Origin of the sequence: Persicitalea jodogahamensis, assembly GCF_014651615.1 — a bacterium.
Lineage (GTDB): Bacteria > Bacteroidota > Bacteroidia > Cytophagales > Spirosomataceae > Persicitalea > Persicitalea jodogahamensis.
In genome coordinates this window covers 1,173,403-1,192,941 of sequence record NZ_BMXF01000001.1, presented here as the reverse complement: position 1 = coordinate 1,192,941, position 19,539 = coordinate 1,173,403, and the positions used below count along the sequence as shown (strand labels likewise).

Here is a 19,539-nt window from a genome sequence, read left to right as displayed (position 1 = left end):
TTGTGGGTAACGATTTCTCACCGAAAGAGCGGCGGCCTTGCCCGCCCGTATTTTTTCAACCAAACACTTCACCTTATGAAACTTTTACTGCTCTCACTCTCGGCCTTTGTCAGCGTCATTGGCCTTTTCAATTCCAGTAAGTACGATCATCTGGATATCACCAGCGACAAGTTCGATATTTCCTGGGATGATATTACCAGTGACTTGTGGACTTAGCCGTTTCATCCGAAACCATTTTGCAGCCGCAGCTTGTGGAAGAAAAAGCAGGTTTTTCTCTATTTAATATTTCTTTTCAACTCAATCAACTACCATCTTCATGAAAAAAATCTGCTCAATCCTCTTTCTAACATGGATGGGACTAAGTTCCCAGCTTTATGCCCAAACTGCCTCCCCCGGCACTGTTTCATTCACCGGTGATAGGTACGGCGCTCGCTTCCGGGATTTCCAACCTGAAGGCAACGGGGAAATCTACACCGGCAAAAATAACTTGGATATTGAGGAAAACCGTAGCGGGAGCTTCGTTTTTCCTTACGACAACGTCCCAGGTACCATCCCGGTGAACATTACCTACACACCTAATAATGCAACCTTGAGGGCTTGCGTCTTTCTCGAAGGTGGGAGTGGTAGCAATTGCCTTTCTGATGACGAACTTGTTCCCGCTGGAAGCTACAACGCAATGCAGTTAAATGTCTCTAACCTGATGGGGGCCAGTGCTACGCTACAGTTTAATAACGTATCGATCAACGGTATTCCGCTCGGCAACTTTCAGCCTGCAGTGGGCACTCAGCAAAACTACATCATCAACGGCATCGATCCCGGTGCAGGATTCACGTTGACCGGAGACATCGTATTGACCGGAACCAATCACATCGGTGACGCAAATCGGGTAGAACTTACTTTTGGCGTCGGGGAGGAAGAACAGGACGTGCGCTGCGGCAACAAGAACCAGAACATGCTAATCTGCTACTACGGCGTCACCCAGTGCGTCTCGGAGAAAATCGCCCAACGTTACCTTAAGCTCGGTGCTACGCTCGGCGGCTGCGGCACAGGCCGTGCCCGCATCGGTGTGGCGGAATCCGACAAACTACCCTTGCAACTCGCGCTGAAAGCGTTCCCAAACCCCGTGCAGGATGCCATGACTTTGGAAGTACTTGCCCCCAGTGCGGGCCCAGCCACCTTCGAGGTACTTGACCTGACGGGACGCACCCGGCAGAGCCGCAGCGAGAATCTGGTGGAAGGGCTGAATGAAGTCGGGTTCCGGCTGGGTACTTTGCCCACGGGAATGTACCTGATCCGGGCCGTAGACGCGCTCAACCGTCAGGGCGTCGTGAAAGTGAGCAAGGAGTAACCTTATCCGTAGCATTCAATCCACTCAGCTTATCCCGAATCGACTCACGATTTTGTAAACGACAAGGGGTTACCCTCCCAAAAAAGTAAGCGTCTTGCCAAACCGCCGACTGAATTTCAGTCGGCGGCTTTTTCATTATACCTGCCTCAGCTTGGAAAATTGGCCTGATTTGTGCGTAGGATTTAGGTGAAAGTTCTATTTTGTTACATTTGTTCTTAGTTTTATATACCCATTTTACTAAAGCCCGCAAAGTCAGGCCGGCTCCCACCCCCTCTTGAAATTTACTACTCTAACAACATACGAATGACAAAAGCCTGATTACGATCGCCTAATTCATGAGAAAATATTGTTTGCTGTTTGTCTCGCTACTCTTTGCGCTTAATCTCAATGGGCAAACTATCACGTTTGGCTCGCGGACAAACACACCCTTAGTCATTTCTGAGGAAATTGCCCAGTACGTGGATACGACTGCGGCTATGCCGCTGACCGAAGTTCGGAATAAGGATTTCAGACCCGTTGAAAAGCGTAGTTTCCGGTTACCGTTTTCGGAAGATGCCTACTGGTACCGCTGCACGCTGCGGAACGATGCGCCGGAGCGTGGCAAATGGTACATAGAGTGGGGAAACTCTATTGTTGAACTGGTTGAATGTTATATACCTCGCTCTGACGGCACTTACCAGGTTTTGCGGGGGGGGACGCTCGTACCCGAAAGCGACCGAGCGTATGATGGCGAAATCTCGTACTTCGAACTTGGGCTGGCGGCCGGTCAGCAAAAAACCATATACCTGCGGGTGAAGAGCCAGCGGGGACATCGCTCGGACGTAGTTATTCATGACGCCCACTCTCTTCGTAAGGAAGAACTGAACGATGCACGCTCGGCCGGCTTTGCCAACGGCCTGGTGATCCTCCGCCTGTTCTTTGTGGTACTGCTGGCCATTTTTGCGGTGAAGGAAAATGCTTTCCGCGCCTACTGCTTCCTGCTGGTAGTTCGTTCGTTGGGTTTCTGGGGTATTCGCAGTGATTTGGGCGACGTCTTCACAACCAATCCCGAGGCGGCTACCATCATTAACTTTTTGTCTTATCATCTTACACCCCTGGGGTATGTGGTGGTGGTGAGGGCCTTGTTTCCCTACGATCGGCTGCCCGTCCTTCTGCGCCGCACCCTCGACACCATCCTGGCCGCCGTTGTCATCCTCAGCGTTCTTATTATAGCCGACTACCGCTGGCAATGGATGCTGGCGAGCCAGTACCTCGTTCTATTCGCTCAGGTGTTTGTCTTTGGGTTGTATCTCTACGCAGTAGCCAGGAAGCTCACGGTCAACTGGTACTATTCCGCCCCTTTCCTCCTGGGCATAGGCAGCTACTTTTTCCTGGTGTTGAGTTCGGTGGGAGGCACTGACGCCCCCTGGGTGTATGCCGTCGCTTATCTGCTGTTTTACAGCGAGATTTTCGTTTTCGGCTTGTTCCTGGGCAAAATCATTCTCGATTACCGCCACCAACGCGAAACCGCCCGCCAGGAACTGGTCCTGAAAGAAACCCAGGCTACCCAACTCAAAGAGCTGGACACCCTGAAAACCAACTTCTTCGCCAATATCTCCCACGAGTTCCGCACCCCGCTCACCATGCTGGTGGGGCCCCTGGAAGATTTCCGCCAACAGCTGCCCGACAACCCCCTGATTCCCGCCATGCAGCGCAACGTGCGACGGCTCAAGGCGCTCATCGACCAGCTCCTCGACCTTTCGCGGCTGGAAGCCGGACACCTGCGCCCGGCCATCGTGCAGGCCGACCTGCCCTCTTTCCTGCGGCAGCTGTTTTCTTCCTTTGAATCGCTTGCCCAGAGCCGCAACATCATCTTTAATCACCAGCAAAGCACAGCTACTCATGAGGCTTGCTTCGATGCCGATAAGCTGGAAAAAATCGTGACCAACCTGCTGTCCAACGCCTTCAAGTTCACGCCCGAACACGGCCGGGTGGCAGTGGAGGTAACCTACGACCACAACGACCTGATCCTGACAGTGCAGGACTACGGCGTTGGCATCGAGGCGGCACGGCTGCCCCACATCTTCGACCGCTTCTACCGCGTGGAAAGTACGGGCCAAAACAACACCGAGGGAGCGGGCATCGGGCTGTCGCTGGTGAATGAACTCGTCAAAGTCCTGAAAGGGCAGATCAGGGCGGAGAGCGAACCGGGGCGGGGAAGTACCTTTACCGTACGGTTGCCCATCGACTGCGATACCTGGGCCGACTACCTGACCGACGCAACGCCCGCCCCGCGTGAGGTGGCAATGCCGGCCGAAGTGGAAGCCACTATCGCAAACCTTGCAACAGAACTCAATGGAGCTAAAACTGCTAAAAGCGACGCCCCGCTGGTATTGCTGGTTGAGGACAACCCCGACCTGCGGACCTACATGCGCAGCATTTTTGAAGGTAGTTATCGAATTGTGGAGGCAACCGACGGGCAGGACGGTCTCGACCGCGCTTTCGAGGAAATTCCCGACCTGGCCGTCTGTGACCTGATGATGCCCCGGCTCGACGGTTTTGGCTTTTGCGAAAAACTCAAATCCGACTCCCGCACCAGCCACATTCCGGTGGTGATGCTCACGGCCAAGGCCACGCTCGCCGACCGCCTGACGGGCCTGGAACTCGGGGCCGACGACTACCTGACCAAGCCCTTCAACCGCGCCGAGCTGGAACTGCGGGTGCAGAACCTGCTCAAGCAGCGCGAACTGCTGCGGCAGAAATATAGCCGGCAAATGAGCGAGGCTGTGCAGGAAAGAAAAGAGCCGTCCCCTGACTCGCTCGATGATCAATTCCTGAAAAAGGCCATCAAGACCGTACGGGAGCGGAGCGGCGAGAGCAGTTTCGGCATCGACGAGCTGTGCGAGGCGATGAACACCAGCCGCTCCAACCTGCACCGAAAGCTGAAAGCGCTCACGGGCCAAAGTACCACGGAATTTATCCGCAGCATCCGCCTCTACCGCGCCGCCGAGCTCTTGAAGCAGCCAGGGGCGTCCGTTGCGGAGATAGCCTACCAGGTCGGTTTCGACAGCCCGTCCTATTTCTCCAAGTCTTTTAGCGAGCAGATGGGCGTTCCGCCTTCGGACTGGGCCCTGTCCACCAACCCCTGAAGAATCTTTTCTACCGCCAATCTGCCACCTGGTAATTACCGGGTGGCCAACCCTGTTTCCAGCCACTGGGAGGGGTTGGTTGCAACAATAGTACAAATCTGCAACAATGGTACACGTCAGATTTTCTGGTTTTGCAACAATAGTACATGAGATTGACACAATGGTGATAGTCGAAGAAAATGTCGTGGGGTAGTTTTGTGGGTGACCATTTTCCACCGAAAGGGCGGCGACCTCGTCCGCCTGTATTTTTTCAACCAAACACCTCACTTTATGAAACTTTTACTGCTCTCACTTTCGGCCTTCATCAGCGTCATTGGCCTTTTCAATTCCAACCAGTTCGATCACCTGGACATCACCGGCGACCGGTTCGACATTTCCTGGGACGACATCACTGATGACCTGTGGCGCTAGAAGCCGGGGTTTTCCCAAGCCTTTTTTCACCCATTCTAAAACTCATTCACATCATGAAAAATCGTTTACCCTATTTCAGGTCAAACAATCTGATGCCGCGTGCGCGCGCCGCAGTGCTGCTGCTTTTGCTGTCGTTTCTCATGACGCCGGCCCTGGCCATTACCCTCTATGTAGATGCCGCCCGTTCCGACGATAGTGGCGACGGCCTGAGCTGGGCCACGGCCCACAAGTACCTGCCGACGGCCCTAGCCGCCGCCCAGTCCGGCGACCAGATCTGGGTGGCCCAGGGCATCTACAAGCCCACCACCAGCACCACCGACCGCGGGGCCACTATGGCCCTGAAAGAGGGCGTGGCCATCTACGGCGGCTTCACCAGCGGGCAGATGAACCTGACCGACCGCAATATCGACCCCGAGACAAACAACACTATCCTGAGCGGCGACATCGACAACGACGGCACGCTTGAGAATAACAGCTACTTTATATTCGTCAACAATGGGGCATTGTCTTCGTCGGCTCTTCTGGACGGCTTCACCCTCACCGGTATCAACACGCCGACAAGTTTCACGCGGGGGGGGACGATCTGGTTACAAAGCCCTAGCGCCGACACCCCATGCAGCCCCTACATAGCCCACTGCCTCTTCCGGGACAATTACGCCGGCAATAACGGAGCCGCCTCCTTCGTAGATGCCAACAGCAGTCCGCAGTTTGTGAACTGCACCTTTCGTAATAACTCGACGGGCGTGTTTGGTTCATATGGATATGGCGCCGCAATCTATGTTTCCGGCGGATATGGCACTACTACCAAACCTAAGTTCATAAACTGCGCTTTTCAGAGCAATCGGGCAGGCTGGCGGGGGGGAGCAATTTCAATCGACCAGGGTGGCGGCGGCGGAGAGGCTACTGTCACCTTGATCAATTGTTCTTTTCAGGGAAATCGGTCAGGTTTTCCAGGTAATGCTATCTACAAAGCAGGAAGTGGCCCGATAGCTATCCTGACCAACTGCGTGTTCTGGGACAATGGCGGCAGTATAGCACTCCATAAAGGGGGAACTACCGCCAATGCGATTGCCAACTATTGCCTGATCGAGGCCGATGAGGCGGACTATACGGGCTCCAACAACATGACTGCTACCGTCAATCCGTTCGTTTCCTTAACTAGCACTATGTTACGAGTATGTTCACCCGCCATCGATGCGGGCAGCGATGCGGCCTACGAAGGCCCGGCCACCGACCTGGCCAACAACCCGCGCACGGTGCGCACCATCGATATGGGGGCTTATGAGTTTCAGAGCGCCCTGCCGGTCATCGTAGCTACCCTAAGCGGCAATCCGTTACTCACCCCCAGCGAAAGCGACGGCCTAAGGGTAAGCATCAGCGACGGAACGGCTCCCTACACAATCGTCTACTCCGACGGCAGTTCCAACTACACGGTCAGCAACTACCAGAGCGGCGACAATATTCCGGTGGCCCCGGCGCAGCCTACCACCTACACGCTGGTGTCCGTTACCGACGCCAATGGCTGTGTGGGTACTGCGAGTGGCAGTGTCACCGTGCAGGATGCACGTTGCGGCAACAAAAACCAGAACGTGACCATCTGCTACTACGGCGTCACGCAGTGCGTCAGCGAAAAGATCGCCGAGCGCTACCTCAAACTCGGTGCCACGCTCGGCGGTTGTGGCACGGGTAATGCGCGCATCGGCGCGGAAGAAACCAACGTTCCCCTCCAACTCTCGCTGCAAGCCTACCCCAACCCGGTGCAGGACGTCGTGACCCTGGAAGTACTGGCTCCAACGGCGGGCATGGGTACTTTCGAGGTACTCGACCTGACGGGCCGCACCCGGCAGAGCCGCAGCGAGAATCTGGTGGAAGGGCTGAATGAAGTCGGGTTCCGGCTGGGTACTTTGCCCACGGGAATGTACCTGATCCGAGTCACCGATGCAATGAATCGTCAAGGCGTGGTCAAAGTTAAAAAGGAGTAACTATCACGTTTCATTACAATTCCCCTCAGCCCCGGCCTCATCAGCCGGGGCTTTTTTGCTACCATGTGCTCTCTTTGCATCAGGAAAATATCGCCCTCCAATGATTCAATCCATAAATATTCATAATTACACTGCAATTTATCCAAAATTTCGTTTCCAGCTTGTGAGAGGGGTCGTTTGCAACAATAGTGCAAGTCTGACACAATAGTGCAAGTCAAAACTACCGATTCTGCAACATTAGTGATAGTGATTGACACAATAGTGCAAGAGCAAAAGGATACATGTCCCGAAATTTGTAGCCAAGATATTCAAGTCAGTTTTGTTTACAAACTACCTCCTAATCCCTCTATGGAAAACTACCAACAACTTCACTACAACGAGGCTGCTTTCAAATCATCACACAACTCCTACGACCGTAAGGAGAGCCTGGATCAGCAGTTACAGTTTTATGATACACCCGACGCTTATTACAACTGCGGGTGCCGGGCCGTAGAACTCGACATCTGGCGACACTCGAAACCCGACGAGCCAAACTCCCCGGACTGGTTCACGGTGAACCACCTGACCAACGGCGGCAAAACCCTCGACTACTACCTGAGCCAACTGCGCGTCTGGCACGAGCATAACCCTGGCCACGATGTTATCGGGGTATCGCTCGATATAAAGAGTTCGGGTGGGGACGCAAGCACCTTTCCTGAGGAAATCGATCGGTACCTCACCAATTTCATGGGGCGGGACCTGATTCTGACACCTGGTGACCTTTTTAGTGGCATCAACGGCAACAACCTTTCGGAACTGGTCAAGGCACAGGGGTGGCCGACCCTCAGTGCCATGACGAACAAGTTCATTTTCTGCCTGAGTGGAAATGAGGACTGGAAAAAGCTCTACTCCGAAATGAGTCCCGCCACCCGCTTCTGCTTCTCGGATGCCACCGATGCCAGCCAGCTTATGGTTCCCAACTCGCGGGTGGTCTATAACATAAAGGAGGGGAAAGGTTCCTCCGGCGAAATCGACAAACTACGTAGTGACAAAATTTTGATTCGGGTGTACGATGTGGACAATGGCAACGACTGGCAGAGCGCGCGGAAGTTGGGGGCCAATAATCTGGCTACCAACAAAGTCTCCGGCAGTACCTGGGCGTCCGTGTCTACGCACGCTCCCTACTCTCCTTTTGAAAGTAACTAGCATTTTATCCTTCAATTTTTTCCTCAACCCTTTAACCAAAAGAAACAATGGCTAATTCAATCAAATTAGATGTCAATTTTTCTAGCGATGCCAGTGGCAACAAAGAGGTCAAGGCCGATGCCTACAAGATTTTTGCAGGCATATCGAGCAACGATCCCGACGGGCTGACGATCGAAAACGTTCTCGTGGGCGACGAAGTAATCATCTACGACGCCACCGGGACGGCCTATTTCAGCAGTTCCAAGATGAATCTCGTCAAGGGGGTCATTGGCATTGCTAACGCCGTTGCGGGCGATGTGCTGATGTTCGCTACCGAAGGAGCCGCCGCTCCCTTTGTGAAAGGATGGAACGAGAGCCTTTCTGCGCTGGGCAGTGCTTTCGAGGCGCCGGAAGGCAAGGGCAGCAAGGCGCGTGACTCGTACGGCAAAGACCCCAACTCCGGCGACTACGCCAAGGGGGAAGGCGGCGTCATCGTCTGTATGCCCGATTCAAGCGGGGTACTTTACGCATCGGATGACAATCGTTTGAAAGACGGGGCAAAGAAAAACGGTCGCAAACCCGAATATTTCAGCGATAACGTTAAAAACTCCAACGCATTTTTTCCGTATAGCGGCAGCGGAGGGCAAATGAGCGCAGTGGCCGGGAAAAGCGGCAACGCACATATTCTGGCGTTCGACGGACAGGGCAACGGCTTCAACGATAACCAGGGGTACTATACTATTGGGATCATTGTAGTGCGGGCTCATCAGACATTTGCCAAAGACAGTATTATCGGCAAACTCATGGGTGCGGCCCCCTCCCTATAAGTTGGTAAAAGCTAAGTAAAGCACCGGCGGCAGTCTGTCACTGCCGCCGATTTTCTCAAACGCGTGCCGCTCCTCAATCCCCATCACGTATGAAACTCTTTTGTCCAATCGCCATCGCCCTGGTGATGAGCATTCCGGCGGTCCACGCCCAAAACTACGGTGTAAAAACCCTGCCTGCTCCCGCTGCCGACAGCCTGTCGTTCCGGATCAACAAGGGTTTCAACCTGGGGGTTAGTCTGGGGGGTAGTTACGTGTTTGGCCGCTTGTACGAAGCGGGCATTTCGCCGATCGATAACAAAATGTACCTCGACCCCGCCCGGCGATCCGCTTTTCTGATGAGTACCGCGCTCGCCATTCCACTCTCCAAGGGTGAACTTGGCGGGAGCTACTTCCGCAAATACGACGAGCGCGGACACGTGTACGGGCCGGTGTACTTCGTGCCCTACGGACTGTACCTGGTGGCGACGGTCAACCTGGCCACCTTCCATGACGCAATGGGCGGCGGAGTCTTCAACCAGCGGGTCGACGGCGGCCTGGGTCTGGGTTACCGGCTCAACCGGGATCTGATGCTCTCGCTCACTTTCGAGAAGCTCTCGATCCGCCAGCCACGTAGCTTCCTGTTCGACTACGCCGGGCAGATTATCCCGGTCAACGGCCAGCCCCTGACCGCGCTGGATGCGGCAGACAATAGTTATTTCAAAACCAATTATTTCAGCTCACTGGCCATTAAGCTCATCTATCTTTTTAATAAACCTCAACCTTAAACCTTTACAAAAAATGGAAACTTTCATTGGAACGATCATGCTCTTTGGCTTCGATTTTGCGCCCCAGGGCTGGGCCAAGTGCGACGGGCAGTTGCTTTCTATTTCTCAAAACTCGGCTCTCTTTTCCCTGATAGGCACCACCTACGGTGGCAATGGTCAAACAACCTTCGCCTTACCCGACCTGCGGGGGCGTGTGCCGCTGGGCGTGGGCCAGGGGCCCGGACTGTCGGTTCACTTAAAGGGCCAAACGGGTGGCACCGAATCGGTGACCATGACGGCAGCCAACCTACCTTCACACACCCATTCGCTCATGGCCAGTACCGAATCGGGCAATAGTTCAGACCCGTCGGGTAACGTCCTCGCCAACGCAGGATTCAATGACCTGGAATATACCAGTGCCGGCCCCAACACGCAGATGAGCAGCAGGTGTATCGGAACGAGCGGCGGCAATATTCCCATCAATAATATGCAACCCTACCTGGCTATGAACTACTGCATTTCGCTGTACGGGATTTTTCCGCCCCGCGATTAGAGCACGCGCTACGGCGAGGATTGCACGTGTCGTCTTCGCCGTAGTTTTCTTACACCACTAATCCCAAATCATCAGCACATCATTAAAAAAACCAAATCATATCATGAAAAAATCATTACAAATCCTGCTCCTTTTCGGGACTATGCTACTGGGCGGAGCTATTAGCCGCAGTCATGCCCAAACAACAATCACCGTTTCCGGCGGCTGTATAAGTGGTTCGGTTGTGCTCAACGAAATCAACCAACCGGTGGATGGTAAAAAGGCCTGGATTGGAAACGGCACCATCGCAGGCCAGGGTGCCGCATCAAGTATAGCCATCTACTGGTCCAACCAAGCCAGTTCCTGGTTTCTTTCCTATGATGGTCAGCCCTACTTTCTGTACACGGCAAATACGCCATTGCCTCCCGACAATTCCACGGGAGCTTGGGTGAGAAACACGCCCTCACCGGCCGAGGCCGCCATCTGTCCGATCAATAGTCCAGGCCTGAACGTGTCGGGCACGGGTACGCAAAGTACTTCCGTGACGGTCACGGGCATTACCCGCACGGGGCCACAGCTGACCAACGCGACCAGCGTGAACTTCAACGTCACTTTCTCAGGCAGCGTGAGCGGTCTTTCGACCAGTAACTTCAACGTGTTGACCACGGGTGCGGTGAGCGGAACGAGCGTAACAAGTGTGTCGGGTTCGGGCAGCAGCTACACCGTGAGCGTGAACACGGGAACCGGCGATGGTACCGTGCAGCTCCGACTGGCCAACGCCACAGGCCTGACACCCGGTGTGAGCAATGTGCCTTTTTCAGACCAGAACTACACTATTGACAAGACGCCACCCCGGGTAGTATCGGCCGTGCGGTTCAACCCGGCGATGAATCCTACCAACGCCAGCAACCTGACCATTCGTTTCACTTTCAGTGAAGATGTTACCGGGGTCGGTAGATCAAATTTCACGTCCTACTTTTTCGGTACTGCCACTGCTTCCTCCTTATCATTTCAGCAGGTTTCCCCTCGGGTGTATGACTTGACGCAACAGGGTGTGAGTGGAAATGGCATTGCAGCTATCGCAATAATATTTGGTTCCACAAATCAGATTGCTGACCTGGCAGGTAACGGGTTTACCGAAACCCCATCAATTGAGCAATATCAGGTTGACAACACCCGGCCCACGCTGACAATCGCCAGCCCGGCCAGCCCCACCACTGGTACCTCACCCATCCCCGTGAGCTTCACCTTTTCAGAAAACGTGACGGGCTTCGCAGCTGGCGATGTGACGGTGGGTAATGGCACACTCAGCAATTTCAGCGGCAGCGGCACAAGCTACACCGCCAGCGTCACCCCCTCAGTTGCGGGCTCCGTGACGGTGAACGTGGCGGCCAACGTGGCCCAGGATGCGGCCACCAACGGCAACGACGCCGCCACGCAATTCAGCATTCAGTACGCGCCAGTTGCGACCCCGACCGTCACGACAGCGGCCCCTGGCAATGTGAACACCACCAGTGCCACGCTGGGCGGTGAGGTGACCAATAACGGTGGCGCCACGTTGAGCGAACGGGGCGTGGTGTACGTGGTTGGCAGCGGCACGCCCACCACCAGCAACACCAAAGTACAAATAGGAAGCGGCACGGGTACTTTCTCGCAAAACGTGACAGGACTGGCTGCGGGTACTTCCTACTCGGTGCGGGCTTACGCCATCAATAGTGCAGGTACTGGTTACGGTGGAATTCAGACTTTTAACACACCTGCCGCTACCGTGACGGTTTCAGGCATTGCTCGGACAGGCGGGGCCAACGAACTGACCAACGCGACCAGTGTAAACTTCACCGTCACCTTCTCCGGCAGCGTGAGCGGGCTTTCGGCCAGCAATTTCAGCGTGCCGACCACCGGCTCGGTGAGCGGGGCGAGTGTAACAAATGTTGCGGGTTCGGGCAGCAGCTACACCGTGAGCGTGAACACGGGCAGCGGTGACGGTACCGTAGGACTGCGGCTGGCCAACGCCACCAGCCTGACGCCAGGCGTGAGCAATGCGCCGTTTGAAGGCCAAAGCTATACGATTGACAAGACGCCACCCACCGTGCTTTCAATCGTCAGACGAGATGCTAACCCCACAAACGCCAGCAGTGTCTCATTTCGAATCGACTACAGCGAGTACGTGACAGGATTGGGGCTATCAAACTTTGTCGTTGAACGCACAGGGGACGTTTCTTCCACGGAGGCCGGTTATTCCAACTACCCCGGAAATGCCGCATGGGGACTGTACGTCCATAACATCACTGGAAACGGCACGCTCCGAATTGTAGCGTATGCTTCCAGAGGCGGTAGTACCATTACAGACAGAGCTGGAAATCCAGTTACTACTACCTCCTTTGAAGGGCAGGCCTACACCATCGACAACATCCGGCCCACGCTGACAATCGCCAGCCCGGCCAGCCCCACCACCAGCACGTCGCCCATCCCGGTGAGCTTCACCTTCTCGGAAAACGTGACGGGCTTCGCAGCCGGCGATATAACGGTGACGGGCGGCACACTCAGCAATTTCAGCGGCAGCGGCACCGGCTACTCAGCCAGCGTAACGCCCTCGGCGGCTGGCGCGGTGACGGTGAATGTGGCGGCCAACGTGGCCCAGGACGCGGCCACCAACGGCAACGATGCCGCCACGCAGTTCAGCATTCAGTACGCGCCTGTCACGGTGGCTACCGTGACGACGGCTGCCCCTGGCAATGTGAACACCACCAGCGCCACGCTGGGCGGTGAGGTGACTAATAACGGTGGCGCCACGGTGAGCGAACGAGGCGTCGTGTATGTCGTTGGCAGTGGCACGCCCACCACCACCGACACAAAGGTAGTTATCGGCAGCGGCACAGGTACCTTCTCACAATCTATTACGGGTCTTTCGCCTAATACCAGCTACTCGGTGCGGGCCTACGCCATTAATAGCGCGGGTACCACCTACGGAGCCAAGCAGACCTTTTCTACCCTCTGCCCCGCTATTACGGCTACCTTTAACGGAACCACTGCCATCTGCCCCGGCGGCGGCACGGATTTGTCCGTCGCACTGACGGGCGGCACCGCGCCTTATTCTGTTGTTTACTCGGTCAACAGCGGCGGCAACCAGACGCTGAGCAGCTACCTGAGCGGGACGAACTTCGCGGTAAGTCCGGCCAGCACCACGACCTACGCCGTCGTCTTGGCCACCGACGCCAACGGATGTACCGCCACGGCGGGCAGCAGCGCTACCGTCACCGTCAGGCCCCGGCCCGGCGCCCCGACTTTGTCGGCCAATCCCGGCAACACGACGACCAACCAGCCCATCACCGTTACGGCCAGTGGGTGCAGCGGTACGGTCAGCTGGAACACATCAGGGGGCACCGATAACAAAGATGGCACTTTTACCTTCTCGGCGGCGGGCAGCTATACCATCTCGGCGACCTGTACCATCGATGGATGCGTTAGCGATGCTTCGCAGACGCTCAATCTGACGATTAATAACTGCACGCTGGCCGTCACGCCCGCCTCGCAGACCAACGTCGCCTGTTTCGGCGGTGCCAATGGTGCGGCCAGCATCAACACCCCCACGGGAGGAACCTCCCCCTACTCTTACAACTGGACACCCGGCAACCCCACTGGTGACGGGACCGCCTCGGTTTCAGGACTGTCCGCGGGTAGCTACACCGTCACCGTCAATGACGCCAACGGATGCACCGCCACCCAGAATTTTACCATCACCCAGCCCAATGCGGCTCTGGCCGTAACGCCCGCCTCGCAGACTAACGTCGCCTGTTTTGGTGGAGCCAATGGTGCGGCCAGCATCAACACGCCCACCGGAGGCACTGCCCCGTATTCCTACGACTGGACACCCGGTAACCCCACTGGTGACGGCACCGCCTCGGTTTCAGGACTGTCCGCGGGTAGCTACACCGTCACCGTTAATGACGCCAACGGATGCACCGCCACCCAGAATTTCACCATCACCCAACCCGAGGCTGTGCCCGCTCCGACTTTGTCGGCCAATCCCAGCAACACGACGACCAACCAGCCCATCACCGTCACCGCGGCAGGATGCTCCGGTACGGTCAACTGGACGGCGGGCGGAGGCACTGGTGCAGCGAATGGCAATCAGTACACATTCAGCCAGCCCGGCAACTACTCCATCTCGGCCACCTGCACGGTAGGCGGCTGCACCAGCCCCGCCTCGGCCCCGCTTAGTGTGACCATAAACGCCTGCCCGACCATCAATGTAGGCATTAGCGGAAACAACGCCGTCACTCTCGGCTACGGCAGCAACTGCACCACCCTGACGGCCAACGCCTCGGGAGGCACGGCCGCCTACGCCTACACCTGGATGCCGGGCAACCTGACCGGCGCCAGCGTGGAGGTGTGTCCGCAGACCACCACGACCTACACCGTCACGGCCACCGACGCCAACGGCTGCACGGGCACCCAGCAGGTTACCGTCACAGTTAACGACGTGCGCTGCGGCAACAAAAACCAGAACGTGACCATCTGCTACTACGGCATAACTCAATGCGTTTCGGAGAAAGTCGCCGAGCGCTATCTCAAGCTGGGCGCCACCATCGGGGCCTGTGGCAGCGGCAACAACGCCCGCGTCGGCGTGCCGGAAACCACTGATGTCCCGCTGCAGCTTTCGCTGAAAGCCTTCCCCAATCCGGTGCAGGATGCCATGACCCTGGAAGTATTGGCACCTAACGCCGGCAGGGCTACCTTCGAGGTACTTGACCTGACGGGCCGCGCCCGGAAGTCGCAGCAGGAGGTACTTTCGGAAGGTCGCAACGAGGTAGTTTTCCGGCTGGGTACTTTGCCGACGGGCGTCTACATCATCAAAGCCGTGGATGCGCTGAATCGGCAGGGCGCTGTGCGGGTGAGTAAGCAGTAAATTACCTGTTTCATATTGCAATTTCCATCGCGAAGGGCGGGAACCTGCTTATAGGGTTTCCGTCCTTTTGATTTTTTCTCCCCCTGCCTGCCGGAAAAAGGCCTTCAAAAAAATTGGGTAAAGGAATTTCTCATATTTCGCTTAATTGCAATCTTTTGACCAGCTATACCTTCGTACATACGGTATTCCATTTATTGCACACTGTTTTTTTAAAGGGAGCGTACTTCAAGATCAGTAACGCACGCCCGAAATCCCCCGAAATGACGATAACTGTAAATTTGTCCTTTTAAGTCCGGCAATGCGTGAGGCGACAAGGCAAAGCATCAATGTAATTCTGGGCGTGGGGGTATTCATTTTACTCATTGCCCGGCCTATTTACAACCGTTTAACGACACCCACATACGCTGATCCTGATCCCGACAGCAGCCGGGTTGGTCTCGATGGGTCTTTTGATTCCATGTCATTGAACCAAAACGTGCGGTTTGGGACATCCTATACTCCTGACCTATCATCCCCGCTGTCAGAAATCAGGCAATCAGCCCGGCAGAATCTCAGGCCCCACGCGACTCCCAATGCGGTTTTTTACGGCAGTTCCGCGCATGCACCCGTAGGTTGGGCGTATACCGAACTGGTCAATACGAGTAACGCAGCCCGGGACCTGGTACTTTCCTTTCCGCACTATCGCTGCGACCGGGCCACCCTGTACGTCGGTACTGCCGACCGGCTCGACAAGGTCGGTACAATGGAGAATCGCACCAGGCTCACCAATCGGTTTTTTCCCTACCTGGCGTATGCTTTTCCGGTCCATCTCAATCCCGGCGACACCACGCTCCTGCTGCTGCGAACCGAACGACACGCGGGGGTACACGAAATAGACCTTCGCCTATCAGAGCGAACTACCTACGTAGAATCGGCTTTTGCCGGCACGGTATCCACTCTTCTGCAATTGCTTTTTTGCGGCATACTTACCCTGGTCGCTCTGGTAGTGGGCGGAATATTCCGGTACAAAGCGATGAGCTACTACGGAGGATTTATGGTCGTATTTTGTCTGGTACTGGCGGCACACTACGGCTATCTCAACTTCCTGCCCTACTCGCCCGCTACGTCCATCAACGACGCCACCATCACCATCGTCCTCATTTTTGCCATCAACTTCGCCGGCTACCCTTTTATTTACGAAGTCGTCAAGTCTACCCTGCCCAACCGGGCTCTGTACCGGCGCGTAATCTATGTATTTGCGGCGATCAACATCGCCCTCATTCTGCTGCACTTGCTTCCTTTCCGCTATTACGATGCAGTAAACCTGCTGGTACACCGGTCCAAAATGCCCCTCAGCCTCACCAACCTGGTCATCCAGGCCTACACTTCGGTGGTGGCCTACCGCCGCGGCATCCGTTGGCTGCTGTGGATCAATCTGCTCATCTACATCCCGGTGCTGCTCCCTTTGCTGTCGCTTTTCCAGCCATTGTCCTGGCAGGCAGTTTTCCGCCAGGAACTCATCGACCCCGTAGTGGTGACCCTAATCGTGAGCTACATTGCCTTCGATCAACTTCGGCAGGAACTGGTACTTAAGCGCAGTATGCAAGGGAAGATGCGGGAGCTGAAAGCACAAACCGACCAACTACGCCGCCAGGAAATCGAGCGCATCGGCCGCGACCTGCACGACCAGATCGGCAATACGCTGGCCGCCGCGCTGGGGTACCTGGGGCACGGGAGCGGTAGTCTGCAAAAACCGACCGAGCTCATTACCAGCGCCATCGGTGAGCTGCGGTTTTTGAGTCATAATCTGGTCAAAGACAACGACCGCCCCCTGACCGACAAAGTGGAAACGCTGGTGAGTCGGTTCAACGATTTTTCGGCCATTCGTCTGGTTTTTCAGGATTATACGAAGAAACGGATCGACGAACTGCACCCTGCCCGGCAGCAGAATGTTTATAGCATCATTCAGGAGCTGTTGACCAACATCGTGCGACATTCGCGGGCCACGCAGGCGCATGTTCAGTTTTTTTTCGATGGCAGTACTTTCGATGTGTGCGTGGAAGACGATGGAGTAGGTTTCGACTACGCGGCGGTTAGTGAAAAAGGAATCGGCATCCAGAACATGATCGAGCGCGCCCGGCTCTCGGGTGGCACGCTTGTTTTTGATTCCACCCCAACCGGAACTACCGTATTGTTACAGATAAAATCGCCGGATGCCCATTCGCACCATCATCATTGACGACCACCGGCTGTTTAGCGACGGCCTCAGTTTGATTCTTCGGGAATCGCCCGACTTCGAGGTCGTACATCAGACCTTCGACAGCCGCCGCGCCTTCGACGATTGCCAACGCCACCGCCCCGACCTTGTGCTGGTGGATTACAACATGCCGCACCTCGACGGCCTGGCGGTGGTGCGGCAGCTCAAAGAACTCCCCGACCCCTGCAGGCTGGTAGTCATCAGCATGTACGCCGAAAAACGTGAGATCACCCGGTTCAAAACCCTGGGTATAGATGGTTACCTGGCCAAAACGATTCCGGCGGAAGAACTGCTAGACGCGCTGCGGCAGATCATGACTGGCCAAAAGGTGATAGAGCCGACCGAAACTCCTGCTCCTGTGGTTGACGATTATTTCAGCATTCGGCAACAACTCACGCCCCGCGAAACAGAGATTCTGCGTTGCGTAGGGCAGGATCTGACGACCGAGCAAATCGCCGAACGGCTGAGTCTGAGCTTTTATACCGTGCAGACTCACCGCAAAAATATCAGCCGGAAGCTGCCATTTACGTCCCGGAAAGACTTGTATGATTTTCTTAAAACCCTTCCTGAGTGGCTTTAGGCAATGAGCTGTAGGCTATAAGCTTTTAATGCCTACGCTCATCGACGAATTAGGTAAAAATAGTAAGCAAACCAATCCTGCATACTATACTGATGATTAGAGAAATCTAAGAAGCCTATAGCTTATAGCTCATTACCCATAGTACCAAAAACAGGTTGGTGTTTCTTGTCTGTACCATGTTCTCGAAATACCTCGTGCGAGGTATTTTTTTTTGTGACTTCACGCCTTTTTTTTGTAAAAACTATTCCGGCCGATTCACTGCCGCCCTGAGAACGACATATACCACCATGCAAAAGTCTGCCGTTGAATTCTTCTCAAAGACCTGTCGGGTTGTACTTTTTTGGGTCGTTTTCGTTACTCCCGCCTTTCTTTCTACTCTTCCCGTACAGGCTCAAAACCAACGCTTTGAATCGCTGGAAGACAGTGTGTTTCGGCTCAACAATCGGCTTCAGTTCAAGGAATCGCAGGCGCTGCTGCTGCCCGTGCTCCAAAGCGATGCCTTTGATAGTGAGGAGAAGTACCGGGCGTGTATCCTGCTTTCCTATACCTACAAGCGAGTGCAGGATTACCAGTCGAATCTGCTGTTTCTGGCCAAAGCCCGGGATTTTGCCCGGCAGACGCCCGCCAAAGAAAAGTACCTCGCCTACATCATGGCGCAGGAAGCGCTGGCCCATTTCGACATTCACAACTACGAAAAATCAGACAGCCTGATGACGGTGCTGGAAAAGACCGATTTCCGGCACATCGACCTCGAAAACAAGGCCAAACTGGTGATGCAGCAGGGGTACCTGCGCTACCTCGACCAACAATACGACCGGGCCGAAACTACCTACGACCGCGCCATCGGTTGGCTGCGGGAGGCGTCGCCCTGCGACCTGCCGATGATCTACGTCAAGAAAATGCAGCTTTACGATGCCACCCGGCAGCCCGGCCCCATGCTGGCCGCTTTTGCAGCTTCGCGCCGCTATGCCGACTCCTGCGGCATCATCAAGTACGACATCTACGCCCACGAGGAGTTGCTGCACATCTACCAGAGCCACGGTGACCCGGCGGCCGTGGCCATCAGCCGCCGCCTCGACTCCCTCAACAAAGTGTACGACCAAACCGCCAACGTGGCCGCGCTGCACAACCAGAAGGAAGCCATGTTGCTGGCCGAAAGCGACCAGAAACTACGAAGCGAGCAGGACCGCCGTCAGTACCTGACGCTGGGCCTGGTGCTGGCCGGATTGCTGGCGCTGGCGCTGCTGGCCTGGGGGCTGCTGCACTACCGCCGGAAGCGTGTCCTGGAAAAAGAATACCAGCAGATGGAGCGCGAACTGGCCGCCTACCTGGCCCAACAAAAAAATACGCCCCCGCCGCCCGCCCAACCGACGGCTCCGGCCAGCCCTTCCGCCCTGGCCCTCCCGGACCATGACGACCTTTCGGACCGGCAGTGCGAGGTGCTGAACCTGCTGGCGGCGGGCCTGAGCAACCGCGAAATCGCCGACCGGCTGTTCGTGTCGGAAAACACGGTGAAGTACCACATCCGCAACATCTACCAGATTCTCGACATCAGGGATCGCAAGGATTTGCTCGTGAATTTCAGGCGATAGCTCATTTTTTAGCCCAAAATGCCAGGACTACCCACGCGGGTAGTCTTTTTTTTGGCTAAAACTACCCGAACGGGTGGGGATGGGGCT

13 protein-coding genes are annotated in these 19,539 nt (G+C 55.6%); all 13 read left to right on the top strand.

The annotated features are described in order from the left end of the window. The first annotated feature begins 75 nt into the window (after window positions 1-75). The 13 genes from IE117_RS04920 (at window position 76) to IE117_RS04860 (ending at window position 19,452) form a co-directional block, all read left to right on the top strand. The gene (locus IE117_RS04920; protein ID WP_189563203.1) at window positions 76-216 is read left to right on the top strand and encodes a hypothetical protein; all 141 of its coding nucleotides are present in this window, start codon (window positions 76-78) and stop codon (window positions 214-216) included. Between the two features lie 100 nt (window positions 217-316). After that, on the top strand, window positions 317-1,348 hold the full coding sequence (locus IE117_RS04915) for a T9SS type A sorting domain-containing protein (RefSeq protein WP_189563202.1): 1,032 nt from the start codon (window positions 317-319) through the stop codon (window positions 1,346-1,348). A gap of 335 nt (window positions 1,349-1,683) precedes the next feature. After that, window positions 1,684-4,476 (top strand): ATP-binding protein, encoded by a 2,793-nt coding sequence (locus tag IE117_RS04910; RefSeq protein WP_189563201.1) that lies wholly within the window; start codon window positions 1,684-1,686, stop codon window positions 4,474-4,476. A 270-nt stretch (window positions 4,477-4,746) separates the two neighbouring features. Continuing rightward, window positions 4,747-4,887, top strand: coding sequence for a hypothetical protein (locus tag IE117_RS04905; RefSeq protein WP_189563200.1), 141 nt, complete (start codon window positions 4,747-4,749; stop codon window positions 4,885-4,887). Window positions 4,888-4,940: 53 nt separating this feature from the next. Continuing rightward, on the top strand, window positions 4,941-6,869 hold the full coding sequence (locus IE117_RS04900) for a choice-of-anchor Q domain-containing protein (RefSeq protein ID WP_189563199.1): 1,929 nt from the start codon (window positions 4,941-4,943) through the stop codon (window positions 6,867-6,869). A 348-nt stretch (window positions 6,870-7,217) separates the two neighbouring features. After that, the gene (locus IE117_RS04895; RefSeq protein WP_189563198.1) at window positions 7,218-8,054 is read left to right on the top strand and encodes a Ca2+-dependent phosphoinositide-specific phospholipase C; all 837 of its coding nucleotides are present in this window, start codon (window positions 7,218-7,220) and stop codon (window positions 8,052-8,054) included. A 47-nt stretch (window positions 8,055-8,101) separates the two neighbouring features. Continuing rightward, window positions 8,102-8,860, top strand: coding sequence for a hypothetical protein (locus IE117_RS04890; RefSeq protein ID WP_189563197.1), 759 nt, complete (start codon window positions 8,102-8,104; stop codon window positions 8,858-8,860). 89 nt (window positions 8,861-8,949) lie between these two features. Then, window positions 8,950-9,624, top strand: a complete 675-nt coding sequence (locus tag IE117_RS04885) for a hypothetical protein (protein WP_189563196.1) — start codon at window positions 8,950-8,952, stop codon at window positions 9,622-9,624. Window positions 9,625-9,637: 13 nt separating this feature from the next. Next, window positions 9,638-10,156, top strand: coding sequence for a phage tail protein (locus IE117_RS04880; RefSeq protein ID WP_189563195.1), 519 nt, complete (start codon window positions 9,638-9,640; stop codon window positions 10,154-10,156). Window positions 10,157-10,259: 103 nt separating this feature from the next. Further along, window positions 10,260-15,044, top strand: coding sequence for an Ig-like domain-containing protein (locus tag IE117_RS04875; RefSeq protein ID WP_189563194.1), 4,785 nt, complete (start codon window positions 10,260-10,262; stop codon window positions 15,042-15,044). Window positions 15,045-15,342: 298 nt separating this feature from the next. After that, window positions 15,343-17,262, top strand: a complete 1,920-nt coding sequence (locus IE117_RS04870) for a sensor histidine kinase (RefSeq protein ID WP_189563193.1) — start codon at window positions 15,343-15,345, stop codon at window positions 17,260-17,262. Next, window positions 17,237-17,860, top strand: a complete 624-nt coding sequence (locus IE117_RS04865) for a response regulator (RefSeq protein ID WP_189563192.1) — start codon at window positions 17,237-17,239, stop codon at window positions 17,858-17,860. Before IE117_RS04870 ends, IE117_RS04865 begins: the two co-directional genes overlap by 26 nt. A gap of 287 nt (window positions 17,861-18,147) precedes the next feature. After that, the gene (locus IE117_RS04860) at window positions 18,148-19,452 is read left to right on the top strand and encodes a helix-turn-helix transcriptional regulator (RefSeq protein ID WP_189563191.1); all 1,305 of its coding nucleotides are present in this window, start codon (window positions 18,148-18,150) and stop codon (window positions 19,450-19,452) included. The last annotated feature ends 87 nt before the right edge of the window (window positions 19,453-19,539 follow it).

Excerpts from the sequence above, each read along its gene's own strand:
- IE117_RS04920 (WP_189563203.1), top strand. The coding sequence starts at position 76 with ATGAAACTTTTACTGCTCTCACTCTCGGCCTTTGTCAGCGTCATTGGC.
- IE117_RS04915 (WP_189563202.1), top strand. The coding sequence starts at position 317 with ATGAAAAAAATCTGCTCAATCCTCTTTCTAACATGGATGGGACTAAGT.
- IE117_RS04910 (WP_189563201.1), top strand. The coding sequence starts at position 1,684 with ATGAGAAAATATTGTTTGCTGTTTGTCTCGCTACTCTTTGCGCTTAAT.
- IE117_RS04905 (WP_189563200.1), top strand. The coding sequence starts at position 4,747 with ATGAAACTTTTACTGCTCTCACTTTCGGCCTTCATCAGCGTCATTGGC.
- IE117_RS04900 (WP_189563199.1), top strand. The coding sequence starts at position 4,941 with ATGAAAAATCGTTTACCCTATTTCAGGTCAAACAATCTGATGCCGCGT.
- IE117_RS04895 (WP_189563198.1), top strand. The coding sequence starts at position 7,218 with ATGGAAAACTACCAACAACTTCACTACAACGAGGCTGCTTTCAAATCA.
- IE117_RS04890 (WP_189563197.1), top strand. The coding sequence starts at position 8,102 with ATGGCTAATTCAATCAAATTAGATGTCAATTTTTCTAGCGATGCCAGT.
- IE117_RS04885 (WP_189563196.1), top strand. The coding sequence starts at position 8,950 with ATGAAACTCTTTTGTCCAATCGCCATCGCCCTGGTGATGAGCATTCCG.
- IE117_RS04880 (WP_189563195.1), top strand. The coding sequence starts at position 9,638 with ATGGAAACTTTCATTGGAACGATCATGCTCTTTGGCTTCGATTTTGCG.
- IE117_RS04875 (WP_189563194.1), top strand. The coding sequence starts at position 10,260 with ATGAAAAAATCATTACAAATCCTGCTCCTTTTCGGGACTATGCTACTG.
- IE117_RS04870 (WP_189563193.1), top strand. The coding sequence starts at position 15,343 with ATGCGTGAGGCGACAAGGCAAAGCATCAATGTAATTCTGGGCGTGGGG.
- IE117_RS04865 (WP_189563192.1), top strand. The coding sequence starts at position 17,237 with ATGCCCATTCGCACCATCATCATTGACGACCACCGGCTGTTTAGCGAC.
- IE117_RS04860 (WP_189563191.1), top strand. The coding sequence starts at position 18,148 with ATGCAAAAGTCTGCCGTTGAATTCTTCTCAAAGACCTGTCGGGTTGTA.